Source organism: Nonomuraea endophytica, assembly GCF_014203235.1.
Lineage (GTDB): Bacteria > Actinomycetota > Actinomycetes > Streptosporangiales > Streptosporangiaceae > Nonomuraea > Nonomuraea endophytica.
Genome location: NZ_JACHIN010000012.1, coordinates 325,483 through 343,267 on the forward strand (window position 1 = coordinate 325,483; position 17,785 = coordinate 343,267).

Sequence of the window (17,785 nt, forward strand, 5' to 3'; positions counted from 1 at the left end):
CTGTACAGCTACAGCCAGCCCCGCGATTCGGCCACATGTACCGCTTCGGCGCGGTTTCGGGCGCCGGTCTTGCCGATCGCCGACGACAGGTAGTTGCGCACGGTCCCCTCGGTCAGGAACAGGCGGCGGGCGATGCCGGCCACGGTCGAGCCGTCGCGGGCCGTGCGCAGCACCTCGCGTTCCCGCTGCGTGAGCGGGCTCGGCCCGACGGCGCTCGCGCTGAGGGCCAGCTTGGGGTCGATCACCCGCTCACCCGCCATCACCCGCCGTACGGCTGCCGCCAGCTGCGCGGCCGGCGCGTCCTTGACCACGAACCCGGCCACACCGGCGTCCAGGGCCCGGCTGAAGTAGCCGGGCCGCCCGAACGTGGTCACGATGACCACCCGGTGCCCGCGCAGCCGCTCGGCCACCTCCAGCCCGGACATCCCGGGCATCTCTATGTCGAGCAGGATGACGTCCGGCAGGTGCTCGGCCGCCGCGGCCTCGACCAGGTCGCCCCTGCCCACCTGGGCCACCACCTCGATGTCGGCCTCCAGGTCGAGCAGCGCGGCCAGCCCGCCCCTGACGAGGTCCTGGTCGTCGGCGATCAGGACGTGGATCACGCGGCCTCCAGCGGGACCCGGGCACACAGGCGGTACCCGCCTTCCGGCAGCGCCCCCACATCCAGCGACCCACCGGCCCCGGCCACCCGCTCGGCCAGCCCGGTCAGCCCGTTCCCCCGCCGGCCCGTCTCGCCCGGAACCCCGGCCGTCCCGTCACCAAGCCAAGCCCCCCGGGCCGGCCCATCGAGCAGCGCAGCCGTGGCGGGCTGCCCGTCCGGAGGTAAGGCCGTGGTGGGAGGTGTGGTCGCGGGGCCGTCGTCGCGGACCTCCAGCTCGGCCCAGCTCGTGTCCACGCCCAGCGTGATCCGGCAGCGCCGCGCACCGCTGTGGCGCAGGACGTTGGTGGCGGCCTCACGCACCGCCCACGCCAGCAGCGTCTCCGCCGCCCCGGGGATCGGGCCGCCGGCCGGACGGACCTCCACCTCGACCCCGGCCAGCTCCAGCTCCCGCGCCGCCTTCTCCAGCTCCTCCGACAGCGCCGGTACGCGGTACCCGGCGACGGCGTGCCGTACCTCGTCAAGGGCTTGTCGCGCGGTGGCCTCGACGTCGCCCATCTCCCGTGCGGCGCGGTCGGGGTCGGTGCGGGCGAGGCGGGCGGCGAGCTGGCTTCTGATGGTGATCGAGGTCAGGGTGTGGCCGAGGGTGTCGTGCAGGTCCCTGGCGAAGCGCAGCCGCTCGTTGTCCACGGCGAGCTGGGCCACCTGGGCGCGCGCGGCGGCGAGCCGGGCGAGCAGGTGGCCCATCTGTTTCATCCCGTGTACGGCCCCGGCCTGGGCCAGCATGACGAGCATCAGCCACCACACCGTCAGCCCGTGCGCGAGCAGGAAGCCCATGGTCGCGGCGATGGTCAGCAGCACCCCGGCGACGAACCCGGCGCCGCCGGTGGTCGCGGCCAGCCCGGTGATGACGTAGACGAACGCGACGAAGGCCCAGGGCGGCCCGAGCACGGGCAGGAGGGCCAAAGAGGCAGCGACCAGCCCGGCCATGGACCACCGACGGGGCAGGCCGCTCTTCTCGCTGAGCATCCGCCACATGATCGCGATCCAGCAGCCCGACAGCACCGCGAGCCCGCCGAACGCCCACAGGACGCGCGGCAAGGACGGACCTGTGGACAAGAACGTCCACAGCGGCCAGAGCGTCACCAGCAGCCAGACGACCGAGCCCGCCCTGACCTGGCTACGCCCCTTGCCGAACTCAGCGCGCGCCGGCACCTTCACAAGGCCCGACGGTAACGCCAGGAGGCCAGCCCGGAAAACAGCAGCGTCCACCCGGCCAGCACGACCAGCGACTTGACCGTCGGCCAGTCGCCGGCCAGGACCCGCCAGCCGAGGGATCCGGCCTGGTAGGCGGGGCTGTACTCGGCCAGCGTCCGCATGAACTCCGGCATGAGCTGAACCGGCAGCCACAACCCGCCCAGCACGGACAGGCCGAAGAAGACGGCGATCATGGCCAGGTTCGCCGCCTGCCCGTTCATCGTGTAGCCGAAGGTGACGCCCAGAGCGGCGAACGGCATCACGCCCACCCAGATCAGCACCACGAGCGCGGGCCAGGTGCCCGGCGGCAGCCGTACACCGGAGATGAGGGCGCCCCCGCCGAGCACCACGAGGATGCTCGGCAGGACCCCGGTGGCGCCCGCGATCAGCTTGGCCGAGATGTAGCCGTGGGCGGGCAGCGGCGTGACGGCGAGCTGCCGCAGCCAGCCCTTCGAGCGCTCCATGGCGATCGCGCCGCCGATGAACAGCGCGCCGCCCATCGCGCCGTAGACGGCCATCGAGACCATCGTGTACGCGGCGAAGTCCACCTGCTGCGGCCCCGCCGGGACGACCCGCAGCACCTTCGTCCACAGCAGGTAGAGCACGAGGGGGAAGACGGTCAGCATGATGAGGCCGGTGGTGTTGCGGACGGAGCGCAGCAGTTCGAGCTTGAGGTAGGAGCCCATCAGTTGCCTCCCGTCAGGCTCACGAAGGCGCTTTCGAGGTCGGTCCCGGCCGTGCGGACGTCTCTGGCGTCGGCGAATGTCGCGAACAGCGCGCGCAGTGTCGCGTCGGAGTCATTGGTCCGCAGTACGGCGGCGCCGCCCTCCACCCGCACCTGGCGCACCCCGGGCAACGCCTGGAGCACCCCCACCTCGGCGGCGTCCAGCGTGACGTGCACCTCGCTGCCGCCGACCAGCTCCTTGATCTTCTCGACCGGTCCGTCGGCCACGACCTTGCCCTTGGCCAGCAGGATCACCCGGTCGGCGTAGTCGTCGGCCTCGGTGAGGTAGTGGGTGGCGAACACCGCGGTGCGGCCCTCGCCGGTGCGCGCGCGTACCTCCTGCCACAGGGCGCGCCGGCCGTCCACGTCGAGCCCGACGGTGGGCTCGTCCAGCACGAGCAGGCGCGGGTCGCCGATCAGGGCGAGGGCGATGCGCACCCGCTGCCGCTGGCCGCCGGAGAGCTTGCCGATCCTCTGGGCCGCGAAGCCGTCCGCGCGGGCGGCGCGCAGGGCCCGCTCCACCGGCATCGGCTTCTGGTACATGCCGGCGGTCGCGGTGACCAGCTCGTCCACCCGGACGTCCTCCAGCAGGCCCGATTCCTGCAGCAGGACGCCGACCAGGCCCTTGCGCAGGGCCTCGACCGGCGGGTGGCCGAGTATGGCGGCGGTTCCCGAGGTGGGCGGGAGCAGGCCGAGGGCGATGGAAAGCAGGGTGCTCTTGCCCGCGCCGTTCGGGCCGAGCACCGCGATCGTCTGGCCCTGCTCGGCGGTCAGATCGACGCCGTCGAGGGCACTGGTCTGGCCGTAGCGTTTGCTGACGGCCGTGAGTTCCAGGGCGTTTGCCATGAAAAGAGGCTGCGTGACGGGCGATGCGGCCGGGTAGTGCCGTATGTCAGTGTTCCGGCGACCCAAGGGCCATGGGCGGAATATCCGGGATGGTCCCGCGATCATGGGACTTGCGCGACATACGATGGTTCCTGTGACCGAGCTCGAACGTGTTCCGCCCGGCGTCGACCCCACTGTCCCCAGCTCCGCCCGTGTCTACGACTACTTGCTCGGCGGCAAGGACAACCTCGCGGTGGATCGAGCGGTCGCCGACAAGTTACTGGCGCTCGCGCCGGACACGAGACTCGTCGCCCGCGCCTCCAGGACCTTCCTCATCCGCGCCGTGCACCACATGGCCCAGCAGGGCGTCCGGCAGTTCGTCGACCTCGGCACCGGCATCCCCACCTCGCCCAGCGTGCACGAGGTGGCCAGGAGGACCAGCCCGGCCTGCCGGGTCGTCTACGTCGACTACGACCCCGTCGTACGGCTGCACGCCGAGGTGCTGCTGGCCAGCGCGCCCGGCGTGGCCGGCATCCTGGCCGACGCCAGGGACCCCGACGCCATCTTCGCCGACCCGCACATCAGCGGCCTCATCGACTTCGAGCAGCCGGTCGGTGTGCTGATGGTCGGGCTGCTCCACTTCGTCCTGGACGGCGAGGACCCCCACGGCATCGTCAAGCGCTTCCGCGAGCGGATGGCGCCGGGCAGCCACCTCGTGCTCACCCACGCCATGGACGAGAGCCACCCCGAGGCGAAACGGCAGCTGAGCCAGGCCACCGCCGGCTCGCCGATCCAGTCCGTGTTCCGCACGCGCGAGCAGGTGCTCGGCTTCTTCGACGGGTTCGAGCTGATCGGGCCGGGACTGGTGCCCGTGCAGGACTGGCGGATGCCGGAGGACGAGGCGCCGGCCGTACCGCTGCTGGACGGCCCACCCCACGTGCTCATCGACGCGGGAGTGGGCCGCCTGGCGGGTTAGGAGTAGCGGGCGGCGCCGGTGCCGGGGACGATCTCGCCCAGGACCCACGCGGGCAGCCCGCGCGACTCCAGCAGCCGCAGGGCCGCGTCGGCCGCCTCGGGGGCGACGATCGCGGCCATGCCCACACCCAGGTTGAACGTGCGGTCCATGGCCTGCTGCTCGATCGAGCCGTGCCCGGCCAGGACCTGGAAGACGGCGGGCACCGTCCACGACTCCCGCGACAGCACCGCGTCCAGGCCCGGCGGCAGGGAACGCGCGATGTTGCCCTCGATGCCGCCGCCGGTGATGTGGGAGTAGGCGTGCACCTCGACCGAGCGGGCCAGCTCCAGGCAGTCGAGGGAGTAGATGCGGGTGGGCTCCAGCAGTTCCTCGCCCAGCGGGCGGGCGAGCTCGGGCAGTTCGTCGTCCAGCGACAGCCCGGCGTTCTTCACCACGTGCCGCACGAGCGAGTAGCCGTTGGAGTGGACGCCCGACGAGGCCAGGCCCAGCACCACGTCGCCCGCGCGCACCCGGTCGGGACCGAGCATGTCAGCGGCCTCGACCACGCCCGTGCCGGCGCCGGCCAGGTCGTACTCGTCGGCGCCCATCGCGCCCGGGTGCTCGGCGGTCTCGCCGCCGACCAGCGCCGCCCCGGCCAGGCGGCAGCCCTCGGCCACGCCGCCGACGATCTCGGCGATACGCTCGGGCACCACCTTGCCGCAGGCGATGTAGTCGGTCATGAACAGCGGCTCGGCGCCGCAGACCACCAGGTCGTCGAGGACCATGCCGACCAGGTCGATGCCGATGGTGTCGTGCTTGCCGTACTGCTGCGCGATCATGACCTTGGTGCCCACGCCGTCGGTGGACGTGGCCAGCAGCGGCCGCTTGTAGCGCAGCAGGAACGAGGCGTCGAACAACCCGGCGAAGCCGCTGGCGTCGTCGACCACCTCGGGCCGCCGCGAGCGCGCGACCTTGGCCTTCATCAGCTCGACGGCGCGCTCGCCCGCCGCGATGTCGACCCCCGCGGCCTCATAGGTTGTCACTTGGTGCTCTCCAACACGTACTTCCCGACGTTGTCCTGGTCGATCGGGATCGGGTAGCTGCCGTTGAAGCAGGCGCGGCAGAGGCGGTCGGCGGGGATCGTGGTGGCCTCGGTCAGGCCTTCCAGGGAGATGTAGCCGAGCGAGTCGGCGCCCAGGGAGGCCCGGATCTCCTCCACCGACAGCGAGCCGGCGATCAGCTCGGCGCGGGTGGCGAAGTCGATGCCGTAGAAGCACGGCCAGGAGACCGGCGGGGAGGAGATGCGCACGTGCACCTCGCGCGCGCCCGCCTCGCGCAGCATCTTGACGATGGCGCGCTGGGTGTTGCCGCGCACGATCGAGTCGTCGACGACGACCAGCCGCTTGCCCTCCACGACCTCGCGCAGCGGGTTGAGTTTGAGCCGGATGCCGAGCTGGCGGATGGTCTGCGACGGCTCGATGAACGTGCGGCCGACGTAGGAGTTCTTGACCAGGCCCTGGCCGTAGGGGATGCCGGACTCCTCGGCGTAGCCGACGGCGGCGGGGGTCCCCGACTCGGGCGTCGGGATGACCAGGTCGGCCTCGACCGGGTGCTCGCGGGCCAGCACCCTGCCGACCTCGACGCGGGTGACCTGCACGCCGCGCCCGGCGATCGTGGTGTCGGGGCGGGCCAGGTAGACGTACTCGAACAGGCAGCCCTTCGGCTCGGCGACCGCGAACCTGCGCGAGCGCACGCCGCGCTCGTCGATGGTGAGCAGCTCGCCCGGCTCGACCTCGCGCACGAACGTGGCGCCGACGATGTCGAGCGCGGCCGTCTCCGATGCGACGACCCAGCCCCGCTCCAGACGGCCCAGGACCAGCGGGCGGATGCCCTGCGGGTCGCGGGCCGCGTAGAGGGTCTTCTCGTTCATGAACACCAGCGAGTACGCGCCGAGCACCTGCGGGAGCAGTTCCGCGGCGGCGTCCTCGATGGAGCGGCTGCGGTCCTGCGCGAGCAGGGTGGTGAGCACTTCGGTGTCGGTGGTGGCCCTGGTGGTGCCCGGCTCAAGGCGCTGGGCCAGGACCGGGGTGTTGATCAGGTTGCCGTTGTGGGCGAGCGCGAGCCCGCCGTGGTCGGTGGAGCTCAGCGTGGGCTGAGCGTTCTCCCAGACGCTGGAACCGGTGGTGGAGTAGCGGCAGTGGCCGATGGCCAGGTGACCGCGCAGGGTTCCGAGCACCGACTCGTCGAAGACCTGGGCGACGAGCCCCATGTCCTTGTAGACGAGGATCCTGCTGCCCTCGCTGACCGCGATGCCCGCGGACTCCTGGCCGCGGTGCTGCAACGCGTACAGCCCGTAGTAGGTGAGTTTGGATACTTCCTCGCCTGGGGCCCACACGCCGAAGACACCGCAGGCATCCTTGGGAGCACGGTCTTGGGGGTCCAGGTCATGGCCGAGTCGGCCGTCGCCCTTCAGCACATGCCTCAGTTTAGGTCGGCCGCTTCCGTGCTCGCACACCCGGGGCCGAGATCAGGTCACATGGGCGGATCGTGCCGCGTTCGACCCTTCTCGGATTATCTCGCCGGTGAGGTTGTGGTTGGCCGCCGAACCCAGGAAGAGCAGGAGCGCGGCCACGTCCTCCGCGGTGGACAACCTCTTGCTGGGTGTACGGCCGGCCACCGCGTCGAACACCCGCCCGGGGATCGGACTGCTGTCCGTCCTGGTCAGGCCGACCGCGGCCACGTTCACCAGGACGCCGTCCATGCCCGCCTGCCAGGCCAGCGTGCGGGCCAGGCCGTGCAGGGCCATCTTGGCGGTGCCGTACGGGCCGGCGCCGGGTGTGCCCTCCTCGGCGATCCCCGAGGAGACCAGAACGACCCGTCCGAAACCCCGCTCCCGCATCGCCGGCAACACCGACTGCGCGAGCACCACGTTGCCGAGCACGTTGGCGTGGAGCATCTCGCTCCAGTGCTCGATCGGGATCTCCTCGAAACTCTCCGTCCTGGGCGCGTCGCCGCCCCACATCACCGCGTTGGCGATCACCGAGTCGAACGGCCCCGCCGCGGCGACCGCCGCCAGGACGCTTCCGTGCTCACCCAGATCCATGTGTACGGCCGCCGCAGTGCCGCCTGCCTGCTCGATCTCCTTCACGACCCGCTCGGCACGGTCGGGGCCGGACTTGTAGGTCAGGGTGACACGGTGCCCGGCGCTGCCGAACGCGCGGGCGGTGGCGGCGCCGATGCCGGATGAGCCGCCGGTGACGAGAACGTGCATGAGAACTCCATTCGTTGTTCTTAGCCAACTAATTAGTCGGCTAATCGCAACGGCGCAAGGGAGTTTCGCCCTCGGCGGAAGGGCAGGCCCACAGCTGACCGACCAGCCGGACCATCGTCGCGCGGTCCTCAGGGGCGAGCTGGGCCAGCACCTCGCGGTCGTTGCGCTCCCAGATCTCCTCCACCGGGGCCTGCAGCGCCTTGCCCGCCTCCGTCAGATGGACGTGACTCAGCCGGGGCCGGTTCGGGTCCGGCGTGCGGCGGACGAAACCGGCACGCTCCAGGCGCTGGATCGTCTTCGTCACCGTGGGCGGCTCCACGCCCAGCCGGGCGATCAGCTCGCTCTGCGACAGCCCGTCCTCGCGCCACAACTGGTTGAGCAGCATCTCCTGGCCCACGTGCAGGCCCAGCTCGGTCAGCTCCGCGGCCACCCGGTAGCGGTGCACCTTGGTGATCTTGATGAGCGCGTAGGTGAGGGTCTCGTCGAGCATGCCTTCATCTTGCCCGCCGCCAGCGGTTTTGGCGCAACGTGGAGCAACCGTGGGCGGACTCTTACCGTGTCGCGCGGTTGCGGGGACCGGGCGCGCGCGAAGGTGGGGTATCCGGCTATGACGACCCCGTCGGGAGACACAGACGTGACCACACCTGGGGACCCGGACGAGCCGCGCCCACCTGCGCACGGCAGTCCCGCACCAGACGCGCCAGACCAGCCGTCGCCGCCGCCCACACCGCCTGCGCCGCCGCCCTCGCAGCCGCGCGCGGCCGGGTCGGACGACGACCTGCCCGAGCCGCCCGACTCCGAAGAACCGCCCGCCTCGTGGTGGGTGGACGAGACGGTGCCGGGCGAGGACCCTTACGCCGCGTCCGGGCAGAGCGGCCGGGAAGAGCGTGGGGAGCCCGAAGCGTGGGGAGGTGCGGCGGCGGAGGAGCCGATCACACCTGTGCCGCCCGTGGTGCCGCCGACCACGCCACCGCCGCCACCGGCGCCGGATCCGTCCCCGTGGAACGAGCCCGACGTGCCCGCGCCGCAGGACACCGAGCGCACCACCGCGTACGAGATCCCGGAGTGGGCACGCGACGACACGCCTCCGGCGGGGACGCCCGAGCCCACCCGCTCATGGGACGCGCCGGAGCCTTCCGAGCAGCCGGGCGCGGGGGAGACGCAGGCGTACCCGGTCCCGGGTTCCACGCCCTCCTACCCCGGCTGGGAGAGCTCCGCGCCGACGTCGAGCTGGGAGAGTCCGGGCAGTTCACCGTCATCCGGGCCGCAGCCGTCGCGCTACGACCCGCCCACGCCGCCGGAACGCCCGACGTTCGCTCCGGCCAGCCCGTACGAGGGCGGCCCCGCGGAGTACGGCACCGGCGCCACCTACGGCGAACCCACAGAAGGCACCCCAGGCAGCGGAACACCCAGTGGTCCAGGCGCGGCAGGTGCGGCGGGCGCGGCAGGCGCCGCAGCCGCGGGCGCAGCGGCAGGCGCGGCCTTCGGCGCCGCGGCCCCAGGAGGCCAGGGCGGTCAGGGCGGTCAGGGCGGTCAGGGCGGTCAGGGCAGCCAGGGCAGCCAGGGCAGCCAGGGCACCGGAGGTCTGGGCACGGGCGGTCAAGGCGCTGGTGGTCAGGGTGCTGGGGCTGGGGAGGTGCCCTATGGGGCTGGGCCGCCTCGGGATCCCTATGCGGCCGCTGCCCAGAGCCCGGCGGAAGGCCCGGTCCCCGGCGCCTCCCCGTACGGCGGCGCCGACCCGTCCGTCCCAGGCTCCACCCCGTCCAGCCCGTACGGCGGCGCCCCCGGCGGCCCCGCCTACCCACCGGCCGGCGGCGCCGCCTACACCCCGCCCCCCGGCGCACCGGGGCCGTACCAGCCGGACTGGCAGCCCAAGAAGCCCGGCAACGGCCTGGCGGTGGCGTCGCTGGTGCTGGGTGTGGCGAGCCTGTTCCTGCTGCTGGTGTGCTTCACCGGCGTGCTGACCGCGATCATCGCGATCGTGCTGGGCGCCGTCGCACTGTCCAAGGGCGGCAGCAAGGGCATGTCCTGGACCGGCATCGGCCTGGGCATCGCCACGCTGGTCCTGGCGGTGTGCGGGTTCTTCGCGATCCGCGCCTACTTCTCGGAGTGCGCGAACCTGCCGCCGGAGCTCAGCGAGCGCTGCGTGCAGAGCAAGCTGCCGTGGAGCACCCCCTGACGTCAGAGGGGGAGAAAGTCGGATAGGTCGGCACGGGCGCCGCTCGCTGAGACGGCGCCCTTCGCCATTGCCGCGTCCCATCCGATCCGGCCGAGCGCCAGGTCGATCCACGTGCGCGCGTCGGTCTCGACCACGTTGGGCGGCGTCCCCCGGGTGTGCCTGGGCCCTTCGATCGCCTGTACGGCGGCGTGCGGCGGCACCCTGACCTCGACGGTCCGCCCCGGTGCCCCGGCCGCCAGCCGTTCCAGCAGATACCGCACGGCCAGCCGCTCGGCGGCCCGCTCGGGAGCGGCGCCCCGGTCGTAAGCGGTCACCACGGCCCCGACCAGCGCGTCGGCGAGCCCGGCCGAGGGCCCGTCGTATTCGGGCTGGTCGTTGGCGATCAGCTGCGTGTCGAGCGCGGCCCTCAGCTTGTCGGGGTCGATCTTCCTGGCTGCCATCCCCCTATTCTCCCGCCGCCACCCCGGCGTGAGTGGTATACCCCCAGCCAGCGTTCATCGAGGCGGTGGCCGTCGTTCACCGGCGGTTCCGAATGCGGCCGTAGCGTCCGGCCGGAACGATTGCGCACCATCTTGGAGGAACCCCGTGTTGCTGCCCCTGCTCAACGACTCGCACAAGGGCGGCCGATCCGCCCTGACGTGCATGTTCCGATGCGGCAACGCCTGCGCGCACGACGTCGCCAACCGCAGCGGCAACGCCTACTTCAGCGACATCGCCACCGAAGCCCTGTCCCGCCGCGGCGCCCTGCGCGCGGGTGCTCTTGGCGCGCTGGTGGTCGGGGCGGGTGTGGCGGGAGCCGTACCCGCGATGGCCGATCCCGCTGAGCCGGACGGAGAGCTGTCCGCGGCCGGATGGCACCACGGCGACCTGCGGTTCACGCCGGTGCCGCCGAACAAGGACGACGCGCTGCGCATCCCGAACGGCTACCGCTCCTCCGTCGTGGTCCGCTGGGGCGACCCGGTGCTGCCCGACGCCCCCGACTTCGACTTCGACAACCAGACGGCCGAGGCGCAGGCCAAGCAGTTCGGCTACAACTGCGACTTCGTGACGCTGTTCGAGATGGGCCGCAACCGTGGGCTGCTCTGGGTCAACCACGAGTACACGGACGAGTCGCTGATGTTCCGCGGGTACACGGCGGCGACGGCGACCCCCGAGCAGATCAAGATCGCGCTGGCCGCGCACGGCGGCTCGGTCGTGGAGGTCGAGCGCGTCCGCGGCACCGGCGAGTGGAAGCTGGTGACGAAGGGCCGGCGGCGCTACAACCGGCGCGTCACCGCGCAGACCCCGATGCGCTTCACCGGTCCCGCCGCGGGCCACGACCTGCTCAAGACGGCGGCCGACCCGGCCGGCCGCAAGCCGGTCGGCATGCTGAACAACTGCGCCGGCGGCACCACCCCCTGGGGCACCGTGCTGACCGCCGAGGAGAACTTCGACCAGTACTTCGTCAACGGCGACAAGAACAACCCCAACATCGCCCGCTACACGATCCCGACGAACATCCAGGCTTCCAACCGCCGCTTCGACAAGGTCGAGGAGCGCTTCGACCTGGCCAAGCACCCGAACGAGGCCAACCGGTTCGGGTGGATCGTGGAGATCGACCCGTTCGACCCGGACTCGACGCCGGTCAAGCGCACCGCGCTCGGCCGCTTCAAGCACGAGGCCGCCACCACCTCGGTCTCGCGGGACGGCCGCCTCGTGGTGTACATGGGCGACGACTCGCGCTTCGAGTACATCTACAAGTTCGTCTCGAAGAAGCGCTACATCCCGGGCTTCGACCGGCACAACCGCACGCTGCTCGACGAGGGCACGCTGTATGTGGCCAAGTTCAGCGGCGACAGCCCCAAGGAGGAGATCGACGGCTCCGGCAAGCTGCCCGTCGACGGCGCCTTCGACGGGTCGGGCGAGTGGATCCCGCTGGTGTCCGGCGAGGAGTCGCACGTGCAGGGGATGAGCGCGGCCGAGGTGCTGATCTACACGCGTACCGCCGCCGACAAGGTGGGCGCGACCAAGATGGACCGGCCCGAGGACATGGAGCGCAATCCGGTCACCGGCGCGGTCTACGTGGCGCTGACCAACAACACCGCGCGTACCCCCGCCCAGGTCGACGAGGCCAACCCGCGCCCGGCGAACAAGCACGGCCACGTGCTGGAGCTGGTCGAGGGCCGCAACAACGGCTTCGCGTGGTCGCTGCCGCTGGTCTGCGGCGACCCGAACGACGCCTCGACGTACTTCGCCGGGTACGACAAGACGAAGGTCTCGCCGATCTCCTGCCCGGACAACCTGGCCTTCGACCGTGACGGCAACCTGTGGATCTCCACGGACGGCAACGCGCTGGGCTCCAACGACGGCCTGTTCGTCACGCCGACGCGCGGCCGGGAGCGCGGGCACGTCCGCCAGTTCCTCACGGTGCCGGTGGGCGCGGAGACCTGCGGCCCGATGGTCACCGACGACCAGCGCAGCGTCTTCGTCGCGGTCCAGCACCCGGGCGAGATCGACGGCGCCACCCCGGACAACCCCGCCAGCCGCTGGCCCGACGGCGCGCAGCCCCGTCCGTCGGTCGCCGTCGTCTGGCACGGCCAGGGTCGCAAGATCGGTTCCTGAAAACCGCTTGACCTCAAGTTTGGTTGAGCTCGTACGGTCTACCCATGAGCATGGAGATGACCGCCTGGCACCAGCTGTACTCGATGAACAACAATCAGCAGGACCGAAGACGCCTGTCCAAGGCCACGCTGAAACGGATAGCCGGTTTCGCCCGCCCTCACCGCCGCAGGATCGCCGTGTACCTGGCGCTCAGCGTGGTGATGGCGGGCCTGGCCGTCCTGGCCCCCGTCCTGGCGGGCCGGGTGGTCGACGCCATCGTCAAGGCGCAGCCCCTGAGCGTGGTGATCTGGCTGGCCGTGCTCATCGCCGGCCTGGCGCTGGCCGAGGCCGGGCTCGGCCTGATCAGCCGGTGGCTCTCGTCCGGGCTGGGCGAGGGGCTGATCCTCGACCTGCGCACCGCGGTGTTCGACCACGTCCAGCGCATGCCGATCGCCTTCTTCACCAGGACGCGCACCGGCGCGCTGGTCAGCCGCCTGAACAACGACGTCATCGGCGCCCAGCGCGCCTTCACCGACACCCTCTCCAGCGTCGCCGGCAACGTGGTCACGCTCGTGCTCACCCTCACGGTCATGATCGGCATCTCCTGGCAGATCACGCTGCTGGCGCTGCTCCTGCTGCCGATCTTCGTGGTGCCCGCCCGCCGGATGGGTCTCAGGATCGCCGACCAGCGCCGCGAGGCCGCCGACCACAACGCGGCCATGAGCACCCAGATGACCGAGAGGTTCTCGGCGCCCGGCGCGACGCTGGTGAAGTTGTTCGGGCGGCCGGCCAGGGAGTCGGCGGAGTTCTCCGCCAGGGCCAGGCGGGTGCGCGACATCGGGGTGCGCACCGCGATGACCCAGTACTTCTTCGTCACCGCACTCACCCTCGTCTCGGCCCTCGCCCTGGCGCTCGTCTACGGCCTCGGCGGCTTCTACGCCCTGAGCGGCCAGCTCGACCCCGGCTCGGTGGTGGCTCTGGCGTTGCTGCTGACCCGCCTGTACGCGCCGCTGACCAGCCTCGCCAGCGCCCGCGTGGACGTCATGAGCGCCCTGGTCAGCTTCGAGCGGGTCTTCGAGGTGCTCGACCTGGAGCCGCTGATCAAGGACAGGCCGGGGGCGCGTGCCGTACCGGATGGGCCGGTGACCGTGGAGTTCGACGACGTGCGCTTCGCCTACCCCTCGGCCGACAAGGTCTCCCTCGCCTCGCTGGAAGAGGTCGCGACGCTCGACTCCCGTGGCGGCGAGCGGGTGCTGCACGGCATCTCCTTCACCGCCGAGCCCGGCCAGATGATCGCCCTGGTGGGCTCCTCTGGCGCGGGCAAGTCGACGATCGCGCAGCTCCTGCCGCGCCTCTACGACGTGGACGAGGGCACGGTACGGCTCGGCGGCGTCGACGTCCGTGACCTGAGCTCCGACTCCATCCGCAAGACCCTCGGCATGGTCACCCAGGACGGCCACCTCTTCCACGACTCCATCCGCGGCAACCTGCTCTTCGCCCGCCCGGAGGCCACCGAGGAGGAGATCTGGGACGCCCTGCGCCGGGCCCGCCTGTCCGCCCTTGTCGAGTCGTTGCCGGACAAGCTGGACACCGTGGTCGGCGAACGCGGCTACCGCCTGTCCGGCGGCGAGCGCCAGCGGCTGACCATCGCCCGCCTGCTGCTGGCCAAACCGCAGGTGGTGATCCTGGACGAGGCCACTGCCGCGCTCGACTCCACGAGCGAGGCGGCCGTGCAGGCGGCGCTGGCCGAGGCGCTCGACGGCCGGACCGCCGTGGTGATCGCGCACCGCCTGTCCACGATCCGCGCCGCCGACCAGATCCTGGTGATCGAGGACGGCCGGGTGGCCGAGCGCGGCACCCACGAGGAACTGCTGGCCGCCGGCGGTCGTTACGAGGAGCTCTACCGCACTCAGTTCGCCGACCCGACCATCTCCGCGGCGGCGTGATCGGGCGTACGGGGCGGACGCCGCAGCGCCGACAGGCTCACCGGCACCCCGACCAGCACGATGACCGCCGCGATCACCAGCGTGAACTGGTAGGCGTCCAGGAAGGCGGGCAGCGGGGCCAGGCCGCTGCCGCTCTGCCTGGAGGTCAGGATCGCGCCGAGCACGGTGATCCCGAGCAGCCCGAAGACCTCCCGGGAGACGTTCAGCACGCCGGAGGCGACGCCCGAGCGTCCCTCCGGCAGCGCGTCGAGCACGGCGCTGGTCAGCGGCACCAGCATGCCGCCGCCGAGCCCGTAGACCAGGAACCAGGGCAGCACGTCGAGGTAGCGGCCGTCGGCCCCCACCCCGGAGAGCATGAAGATGGCCGCCGCCATCAGCACGAGGCCGAGCGCCACGGTGCGGCCGATGCCGATGAGCCGGGCCAGCCGCTGTGACTGGAGGGCGACGACGGCCATGACCAGCGCCATCGGCACGAACGCGGCGCCCGCCTCGGTGGGGGAGAAGCCGAGCACGTTCTGCAGCCACAGCGCGCTGAAGAAGTAGATGCCGAACACGCCGAACGACCAGATGCCCATGCTCAGGATGCCGCCGCTGAAGACCCGGTCGCGGAACAGCGAGACGTCGATCATCGGCTCGGTCGAGCGGGACTCCACGAGCACGAAGAACACGGCGGCGGCCAGGGCGACGGCGAAGGCGGTCAGGATCATCGGGGAGGTCCAGCCGGCCGACGAACCTTCGATGAGCGCGAAGGTCAGGGCGAACAGGGCGACGGTGGAACTGGCCAGGCCGGGCAGGTCGAGGCTGTGCCGTACCTGCTGGAAGGCGGGGCGCACCGCCCACCAGGCCAGCCAGAACGTGGCGACGCCGAGCGGCACGTTGATCAGGTAGATCCAGCCCCAGTGCAGGTACTCGCTGATGAAGCCGCCGGTGACCGGGCCGAGCGCCATCGACAGGGCGCCGGCCGAGCTCCAGATGCCGACGGCCCTGCCGCGTTCGGCGGGGTCGCGGAAGATCTGCGACAGCAGCGCCAGCGAGGTCGGCGTGAGCAGCGCGGCCCCGACGCCCTGGGCGGCGCGGGCGGCGATCAGCGTGCCGCCGGAGTCCGACAGGCCCGCGGCCAGCGACGAGAGCGTGAAGATCGACAGTCCGATCAGGAAGAGCCGCCGCGCGCCGAACAGGTCCGCCAGTCTCCCTCCGGCCAGCATGAGCCCGGCGAAGACCAGGATGTACGCGGTCGTGATCCACTCCAGCCCGGCGAGCGTGAGACCGAGCTCCCGCTGGATCGTGGGCAACGCGGTGTTCTGGATGTTGTTGTCCAGGTAGGTCATCGTCGTCCCGAGCGTCACAGCGCCCAGGGCCCACCATCTGCGCATGATCATTCCTTCCTGTACGCCGTACTTGTACGACGTACAGGAGACCTTGTACGGCGTATAGTTGTCAACCGTGATGGGAAAACTGAGCGCCGAGGCGATCGTCGAACGCGCCCTGGAGATCGGCGACGACGAAGGACTCGACACGGTCACGATCCGGCGGCTGGCCACCGACCTGGGTGTCACGCCGATGGCGCTCTACTGGCACTTCAAGAACAAGGAACAGCTGCTCATCGGCATGGCCGACCACCTGATCGCCGGGTTCCAGGTCGGGCCAGGCGACGGGCGGCCCTGGCTCGACCAGCTACGCGACCTGGTCGAAGGCCTGGTCAGGACGCTGCGCAAGCACCCCTGCGCCAAGAACGTGCTGGAGCAGATCGACCAGACCGAGGTGCCGCGCTTCCTCGCCGTCTGGGACCTGGCGCTCGGCCTGGCCCGCGAGGGCGGGTTCGGCGTGGAGGAGAGCTGCCTGATCACCAAGTACATCCTGCAGAGCGCCATCGCCATCGCCGACGCCCCGGTGCACTTCCGCGCCGGCTGCACCCCCGAGCAGGCCAGCGAGATGCTCAGGGTCAAGCGGGTGGGCCTGGAGTCGCTGCCCGCCGACCGCTACCCGAACCTCGTCGGGATGGCCGCCCCCATGGTCGGCGATCTCGACCCCGGCTTCTACGACTCCTTCGGCGTCGAGCTCATCCTCAGCGGCATCGCCGCCCTGGCAGGATCACGGACATGACCTTCCAGCTGATCTGCGAGATCGAACCGCCCACCAAGCCCGACCTGAAGCACGTCAGGCACCAGATCGGCACGCTGAGCAAGATCGCCCACTCCTTCCTCATCCCCGACAACCACATCGGCCGCGCCACGGTCTCGTCGGTCGCGGTGGCGCACGAGGTGCAGGCCATGGGCGGACGCAGCATCGCCTGCCTGAACTCCCGCGACCGCAACCTGCTCGGCTTCCGCCGCGACCTGCTGACGGCGGCCGCGTACGGGGTCGACCAGTTCTTGTTCGTCTTCGGGGACAAGCCGACGAGCGGCAACCGCACCAGCGACCTGACGGTCCGCTCGATGATCGACGAGGCCAGGGCGTTCTCCCCGGACCTCAAGGTCGGCGCGGCGGCCGGGCACCGCCCGCTCCCGGCGTGGAAGCGCGCGGCCGACTTCCTGTTCGTCCAGGTCAGCTTCGACCTGGACACGTTGCTGCGCTGGCGCGAGGCCAACCCCGTCGACGTGCCCGTCTACGCCGGCGTCATGGTCCTGGCCAGCGAGTCGCACGCGCGCCGCCTGGCCGGCGCCATCCCCGACATCGCGATCCCCGACTCGATGTTCACCGCCCTGGCCGCCGACCGCATGGCCGGCGTCGAGGCGGCCTGCGAGCAGGTGCTGGCCATCCGCGACTCCGGCGCGTACGACGGCGTTCACCTCGTCCCGGTCGCCCGCTACCGCGACGTCGAGTCCCGCCTGTTCGCCGAACTCAGATGAGCCCGAGCTTCAGCATGATCGCGCGATCGAGCTCCGCGATCTCATGCGACTGCAGGCCGCCCTTGAAAGCGCCGAGTCGTACCGGATCCACCGAGTAGATCTGGTCCGTCAGGATGCGGGTCTTGACGCCGTCAAACTCGATCTCCGGCCGGTAGATGGCGGGGCCGGCCTGTGTGGAGGTCAGTGCGATGGTGACCGTGCCGGTCGCGAACCTGTCGGATTGAATCACGACTCCGTAGCGCTCGCCCTGCTGCTCGTGACCGCGGGCTCCAACGAGAGGTCTCACCTCCCGGATCGCGCCGCGGAAGATCACTCCGCGACTCCCATGAAGCGTTGGATCGCCAGCATCTCGGCCTGGTCGTCGGAGTCGTTCCGCAGTCGCTCGGCATCCTCGCCGGCCTGTTCAAGCAGGAGTTCCCTGTAAGTTCGCATGATCGCGTAGCGAACGGCCTCGGACCGGCTGCGATGGTCGCCGGCGAGTGCGCGAAGCGCGGTTTCCATGGCCACGTCGGTTCGCACGTTGAGAGTCCCCATGGCGCCGATTGTCACACGTTTTGTATTACAGCTTGGGGCGTGCTGGAATCCGGTCATGAGCTGGTCC

18 protein-coding genes are annotated in these 17,785 nt (G+C 71.2%); 6 read left to right on the top strand and 12 right to left on the bottom strand.

What is annotated here, in order from left to right; genetic code table 11:
* Positions 1-8: 8 nt before the first annotated feature.
* The 4 genes from HNR40_RS37975 to HNR40_RS37990 are packed head-to-tail and all read right to left on the bottom strand — an operon-like array spanning position 9 to position 3,425.
* Positions 9-602 (bottom strand): response regulator transcription factor, encoded by a 594-nt coding sequence (locus HNR40_RS37975; RefSeq protein ID WP_184970190.1) that lies wholly within the window; start codon positions 600-602, stop codon positions 9-11.
* On the bottom strand, positions 599-1,819 hold the full coding sequence (locus HNR40_RS57530; protein WP_184970192.1) for a sensor histidine kinase: 1,221 nt from the start codon (positions 1,817-1,819) through the stop codon (positions 599-601). Before HNR40_RS57530 ends, HNR40_RS37975 begins: the two co-directional genes overlap by 4 nt.
* Positions 1,816-2,541, bottom strand: coding sequence for an ABC transporter permease (locus HNR40_RS37985; protein WP_184970194.1), 726 nt, complete (start codon positions 2,539-2,541; stop codon positions 1,816-1,818). Before HNR40_RS37985 ends, HNR40_RS57530 begins: the two co-directional genes overlap by 4 nt.
* On the bottom strand, positions 2,541-3,425 hold the full coding sequence (locus HNR40_RS37990) for an ABC transporter ATP-binding protein (RefSeq protein ID WP_184970195.1): 885 nt from the start codon (positions 3,423-3,425) through the stop codon (positions 2,541-2,543). The genes HNR40_RS37985 and HNR40_RS37990 overlap by 1 nt, the downstream gene beginning before the upstream one ends.
* A gap of 133 nt (positions 3,426-3,558) precedes the next feature.
* On the opposite strand from HNR40_RS37990, the gene HNR40_RS37995 reads away from it, so the two are divergent.
* A complete protein-coding gene (locus HNR40_RS37995; RefSeq protein ID WP_184970197.1) occupies positions 3,559-4,380 on the top strand; it encodes an SAM-dependent methyltransferase in 822 nt (273 codons plus the stop codon).
* Here the strand turns inward: HNR40_RS37995 and purM are convergent.
* The 4 genes from purM to HNR40_RS38015 are packed head-to-tail and all read right to left on the bottom strand — an operon-like array spanning position 4,377 to position 8,120.
* Positions 4,377-5,402: a phosphoribosylformylglycinamidine cyclo-ligase gene (purM, locus tag HNR40_RS38000; RefSeq protein WP_184970199.1), complete on the bottom strand. Its 1,026-nt coding sequence runs from the start codon at positions 5,400-5,402 to the stop codon at positions 4,377-4,379. The genes HNR40_RS37995 and purM overlap by 4 nt on opposite strands.
* Entirely contained in the window at positions 5,399-6,835 is a 1,437-nt protein-coding gene (gene purF / locus HNR40_RS38005) for an amidophosphoribosyltransferase (protein WP_184970201.1), read from the bottom strand. Before purF ends, purM begins: the two co-directional genes overlap by 4 nt.
* A gap of 51 nt (positions 6,836-6,886) precedes the next feature.
* The gene (locus tag HNR40_RS38010; RefSeq protein WP_184970203.1) at positions 6,887-7,630 is read right to left on the bottom strand and encodes an SDR family NAD(P)-dependent oxidoreductase; all 744 of its coding nucleotides are present in this window, start codon (positions 7,628-7,630) and stop codon (positions 6,887-6,889) included.
* Between the two features lie 40 nt (positions 7,631-7,670).
* Entirely contained in the window at positions 7,671-8,120 is a 450-nt protein-coding gene (locus HNR40_RS38015; protein WP_184970205.1) for a MarR family winged helix-turn-helix transcriptional regulator, read from the bottom strand.
* Positions 8,121-8,264: 144 nt separating this feature from the next.
* On the opposite strand from HNR40_RS38015, the gene HNR40_RS38020 reads away from it, so the two are divergent.
* Positions 8,265-9,809: a DUF4190 domain-containing protein gene (locus HNR40_RS38020; protein ID WP_184970207.1), complete on the top strand. Its 1,545-nt coding sequence runs from the start codon at positions 8,265-8,267 to the stop codon at positions 9,807-9,809.
* 2 nt (positions 9,810-9,811) lie between these two features.
* Here HNR40_RS38020 and HNR40_RS38025 read toward each other — a convergent pair whose 3' ends face one another.
* Positions 9,812-10,249, bottom strand: coding sequence for a sterol carrier family protein (locus HNR40_RS38025; RefSeq protein WP_184970209.1), 438 nt, complete (start codon positions 10,247-10,249; stop codon positions 9,812-9,814).
* Between the two features lie 202 nt (positions 10,250-10,451).
* On the opposite strand from HNR40_RS38025, the gene HNR40_RS38030 reads away from it, so the two are divergent.
* Positions 10,452-12,410 carry a PhoX family protein gene (locus tag HNR40_RS38030; RefSeq protein ID WP_184970329.1) on the top strand — a complete coding sequence of 653 codons (1,959 nt, stop codon included), beginning with the start codon at positions 10,452-10,454 and terminating at the stop codon, positions 12,408-12,410.
* 44 nt (positions 12,411-12,454) lie between these two features.
* A complete protein-coding gene (locus HNR40_RS38035) occupies positions 12,455-14,335 on the top strand; it encodes an ABC transporter ATP-binding protein (protein ID WP_184970211.1) in 1,881 nt (626 codons plus the stop codon).
* On the opposite strand, the gene HNR40_RS38040 is transcribed toward HNR40_RS38035, so the two are convergent.
* Positions 14,299-15,708 carry an MFS transporter gene (locus HNR40_RS38040; RefSeq protein WP_246509861.1) on the bottom strand — a complete coding sequence of 470 codons (1,410 nt, stop codon included), beginning with the start codon at positions 15,706-15,708 and terminating at the stop codon, positions 14,299-14,301. The genes HNR40_RS38035 and HNR40_RS38040 overlap by 37 nt on opposite strands.
* Before the next feature lie 73 nt (positions 15,709-15,781).
* Between HNR40_RS38040 and HNR40_RS38045 the strand changes: the two genes are divergently transcribed.
* Positions 15,782-16,438: a TetR/AcrR family transcriptional regulator gene (locus tag HNR40_RS38045; RefSeq protein ID WP_246509930.1), complete on the top strand. Its 657-nt coding sequence runs from the start codon at positions 15,782-15,784 to the stop codon at positions 16,436-16,438.
* Positions 16,435-17,184: a methylenetetrahydrofolate reductase gene (locus HNR40_RS38050; protein ID WP_184970216.1), complete on the top strand. Its 750-nt coding sequence runs from the start codon at positions 16,435-16,437 to the stop codon at positions 17,182-17,184. The genes HNR40_RS38045 and HNR40_RS38050 overlap by 4 nt, the downstream gene beginning before the upstream one ends.
* Here HNR40_RS38050 and HNR40_RS38055 read toward each other — a convergent pair.
* Together HNR40_RS38055 and HNR40_RS38060 are read right to left on the bottom strand one after the other, a co-directional pair.
* Positions 17,177-17,497 carry a type II toxin-antitoxin system PemK/MazF family toxin gene (locus HNR40_RS38055; protein ID WP_184970218.1) on the bottom strand — a complete coding sequence of 107 codons (321 nt, stop codon included), beginning with the start codon at positions 17,495-17,497 and terminating at the stop codon, positions 17,177-17,179. The genes HNR40_RS38050 and HNR40_RS38055 overlap by 8 nt on opposite strands.
* The gene (locus tag HNR40_RS38060) at positions 17,494-17,775 is read right to left on the bottom strand and encodes a hypothetical protein (RefSeq protein WP_246509862.1); all 282 of its coding nucleotides are present in this window, start codon (positions 17,773-17,775) and stop codon (positions 17,494-17,496) included. The genes HNR40_RS38055 and HNR40_RS38060 overlap by 4 nt, the downstream gene beginning before the upstream one ends.
* Positions 17,776-17,785: the final 10 nt, after the last annotated feature.

What these genes read in the sequence shown, in the direction of transcription:
- HNR40_RS38015 (WP_184970205.1), bottom strand. Translation starts at nt 8,120, where the DNA reads ATGCTCGACGAGACCCTCACCTACGCGCTCATCAAGATCACCAAGGTG.
- HNR40_RS38045 (WP_246509930.1), top strand. Translation starts at nt 15,782, where the DNA reads ATGGGAAAACTGAGCGCCGAGGCGATCGTCGAACGCGCCCTGGAGATC.
- HNR40_RS38010 (WP_184970203.1), bottom strand. Translation starts at nt 7,630, where the DNA reads ATGCACGTTCTCGTCACCGGCGGCTCATCCGGCATCGGCGCCGCCACC.
- HNR40_RS38030 (WP_184970329.1), top strand. Translation starts at nt 10,452, where the DNA reads ATGTTCCGATGCGGCAACGCCTGCGCGCACGACGTCGCCAACCGCAGC.
- HNR40_RS38060 (WP_246509862.1), bottom strand. Translation starts at nt 17,775, where the DNA reads ATGACCGGATTCCAGCACGCCCCAAGCTGTAATACAAAACGTGTGACA.
- HNR40_RS38025 (WP_184970209.1), bottom strand. Translation starts at nt 10,249, where the DNA reads ATGGCAGCCAGGAAGATCGACCCCGACAAGCTGAGGGCCGCGCTCGAC.
- HNR40_RS37990 (WP_184970195.1), bottom strand. Translation starts at nt 3,425, where the DNA reads ATGGCAAACGCCCTGGAACTCACGGCCGTCAGCAAACGCTACGGCCAG.
- HNR40_RS38040 (WP_246509861.1), bottom strand. Translation starts at nt 15,708, where the DNA reads ATGCGCAGATGGTGGGCCCTGGGCGCTGTGACGCTCGGGACGACGATG.
- HNR40_RS38050 (WP_184970216.1), top strand. Translation starts at nt 16,435, where the DNA reads ATGACCTTCCAGCTGATCTGCGAGATCGAACCGCCCACCAAGCCCGAC.
- HNR40_RS37985 (WP_184970194.1), bottom strand. Translation starts at nt 2,541, where the DNA reads ATGGGCTCCTACCTCAAGCTCGAACTGCTGCGCTCCGTCCGCAACACC.
- HNR40_RS38035 (WP_184970211.1), top strand. Translation starts at nt 12,455, where the DNA reads ATGAGCATGGAGATGACCGCCTGGCACCAGCTGTACTCGATGAACAAC.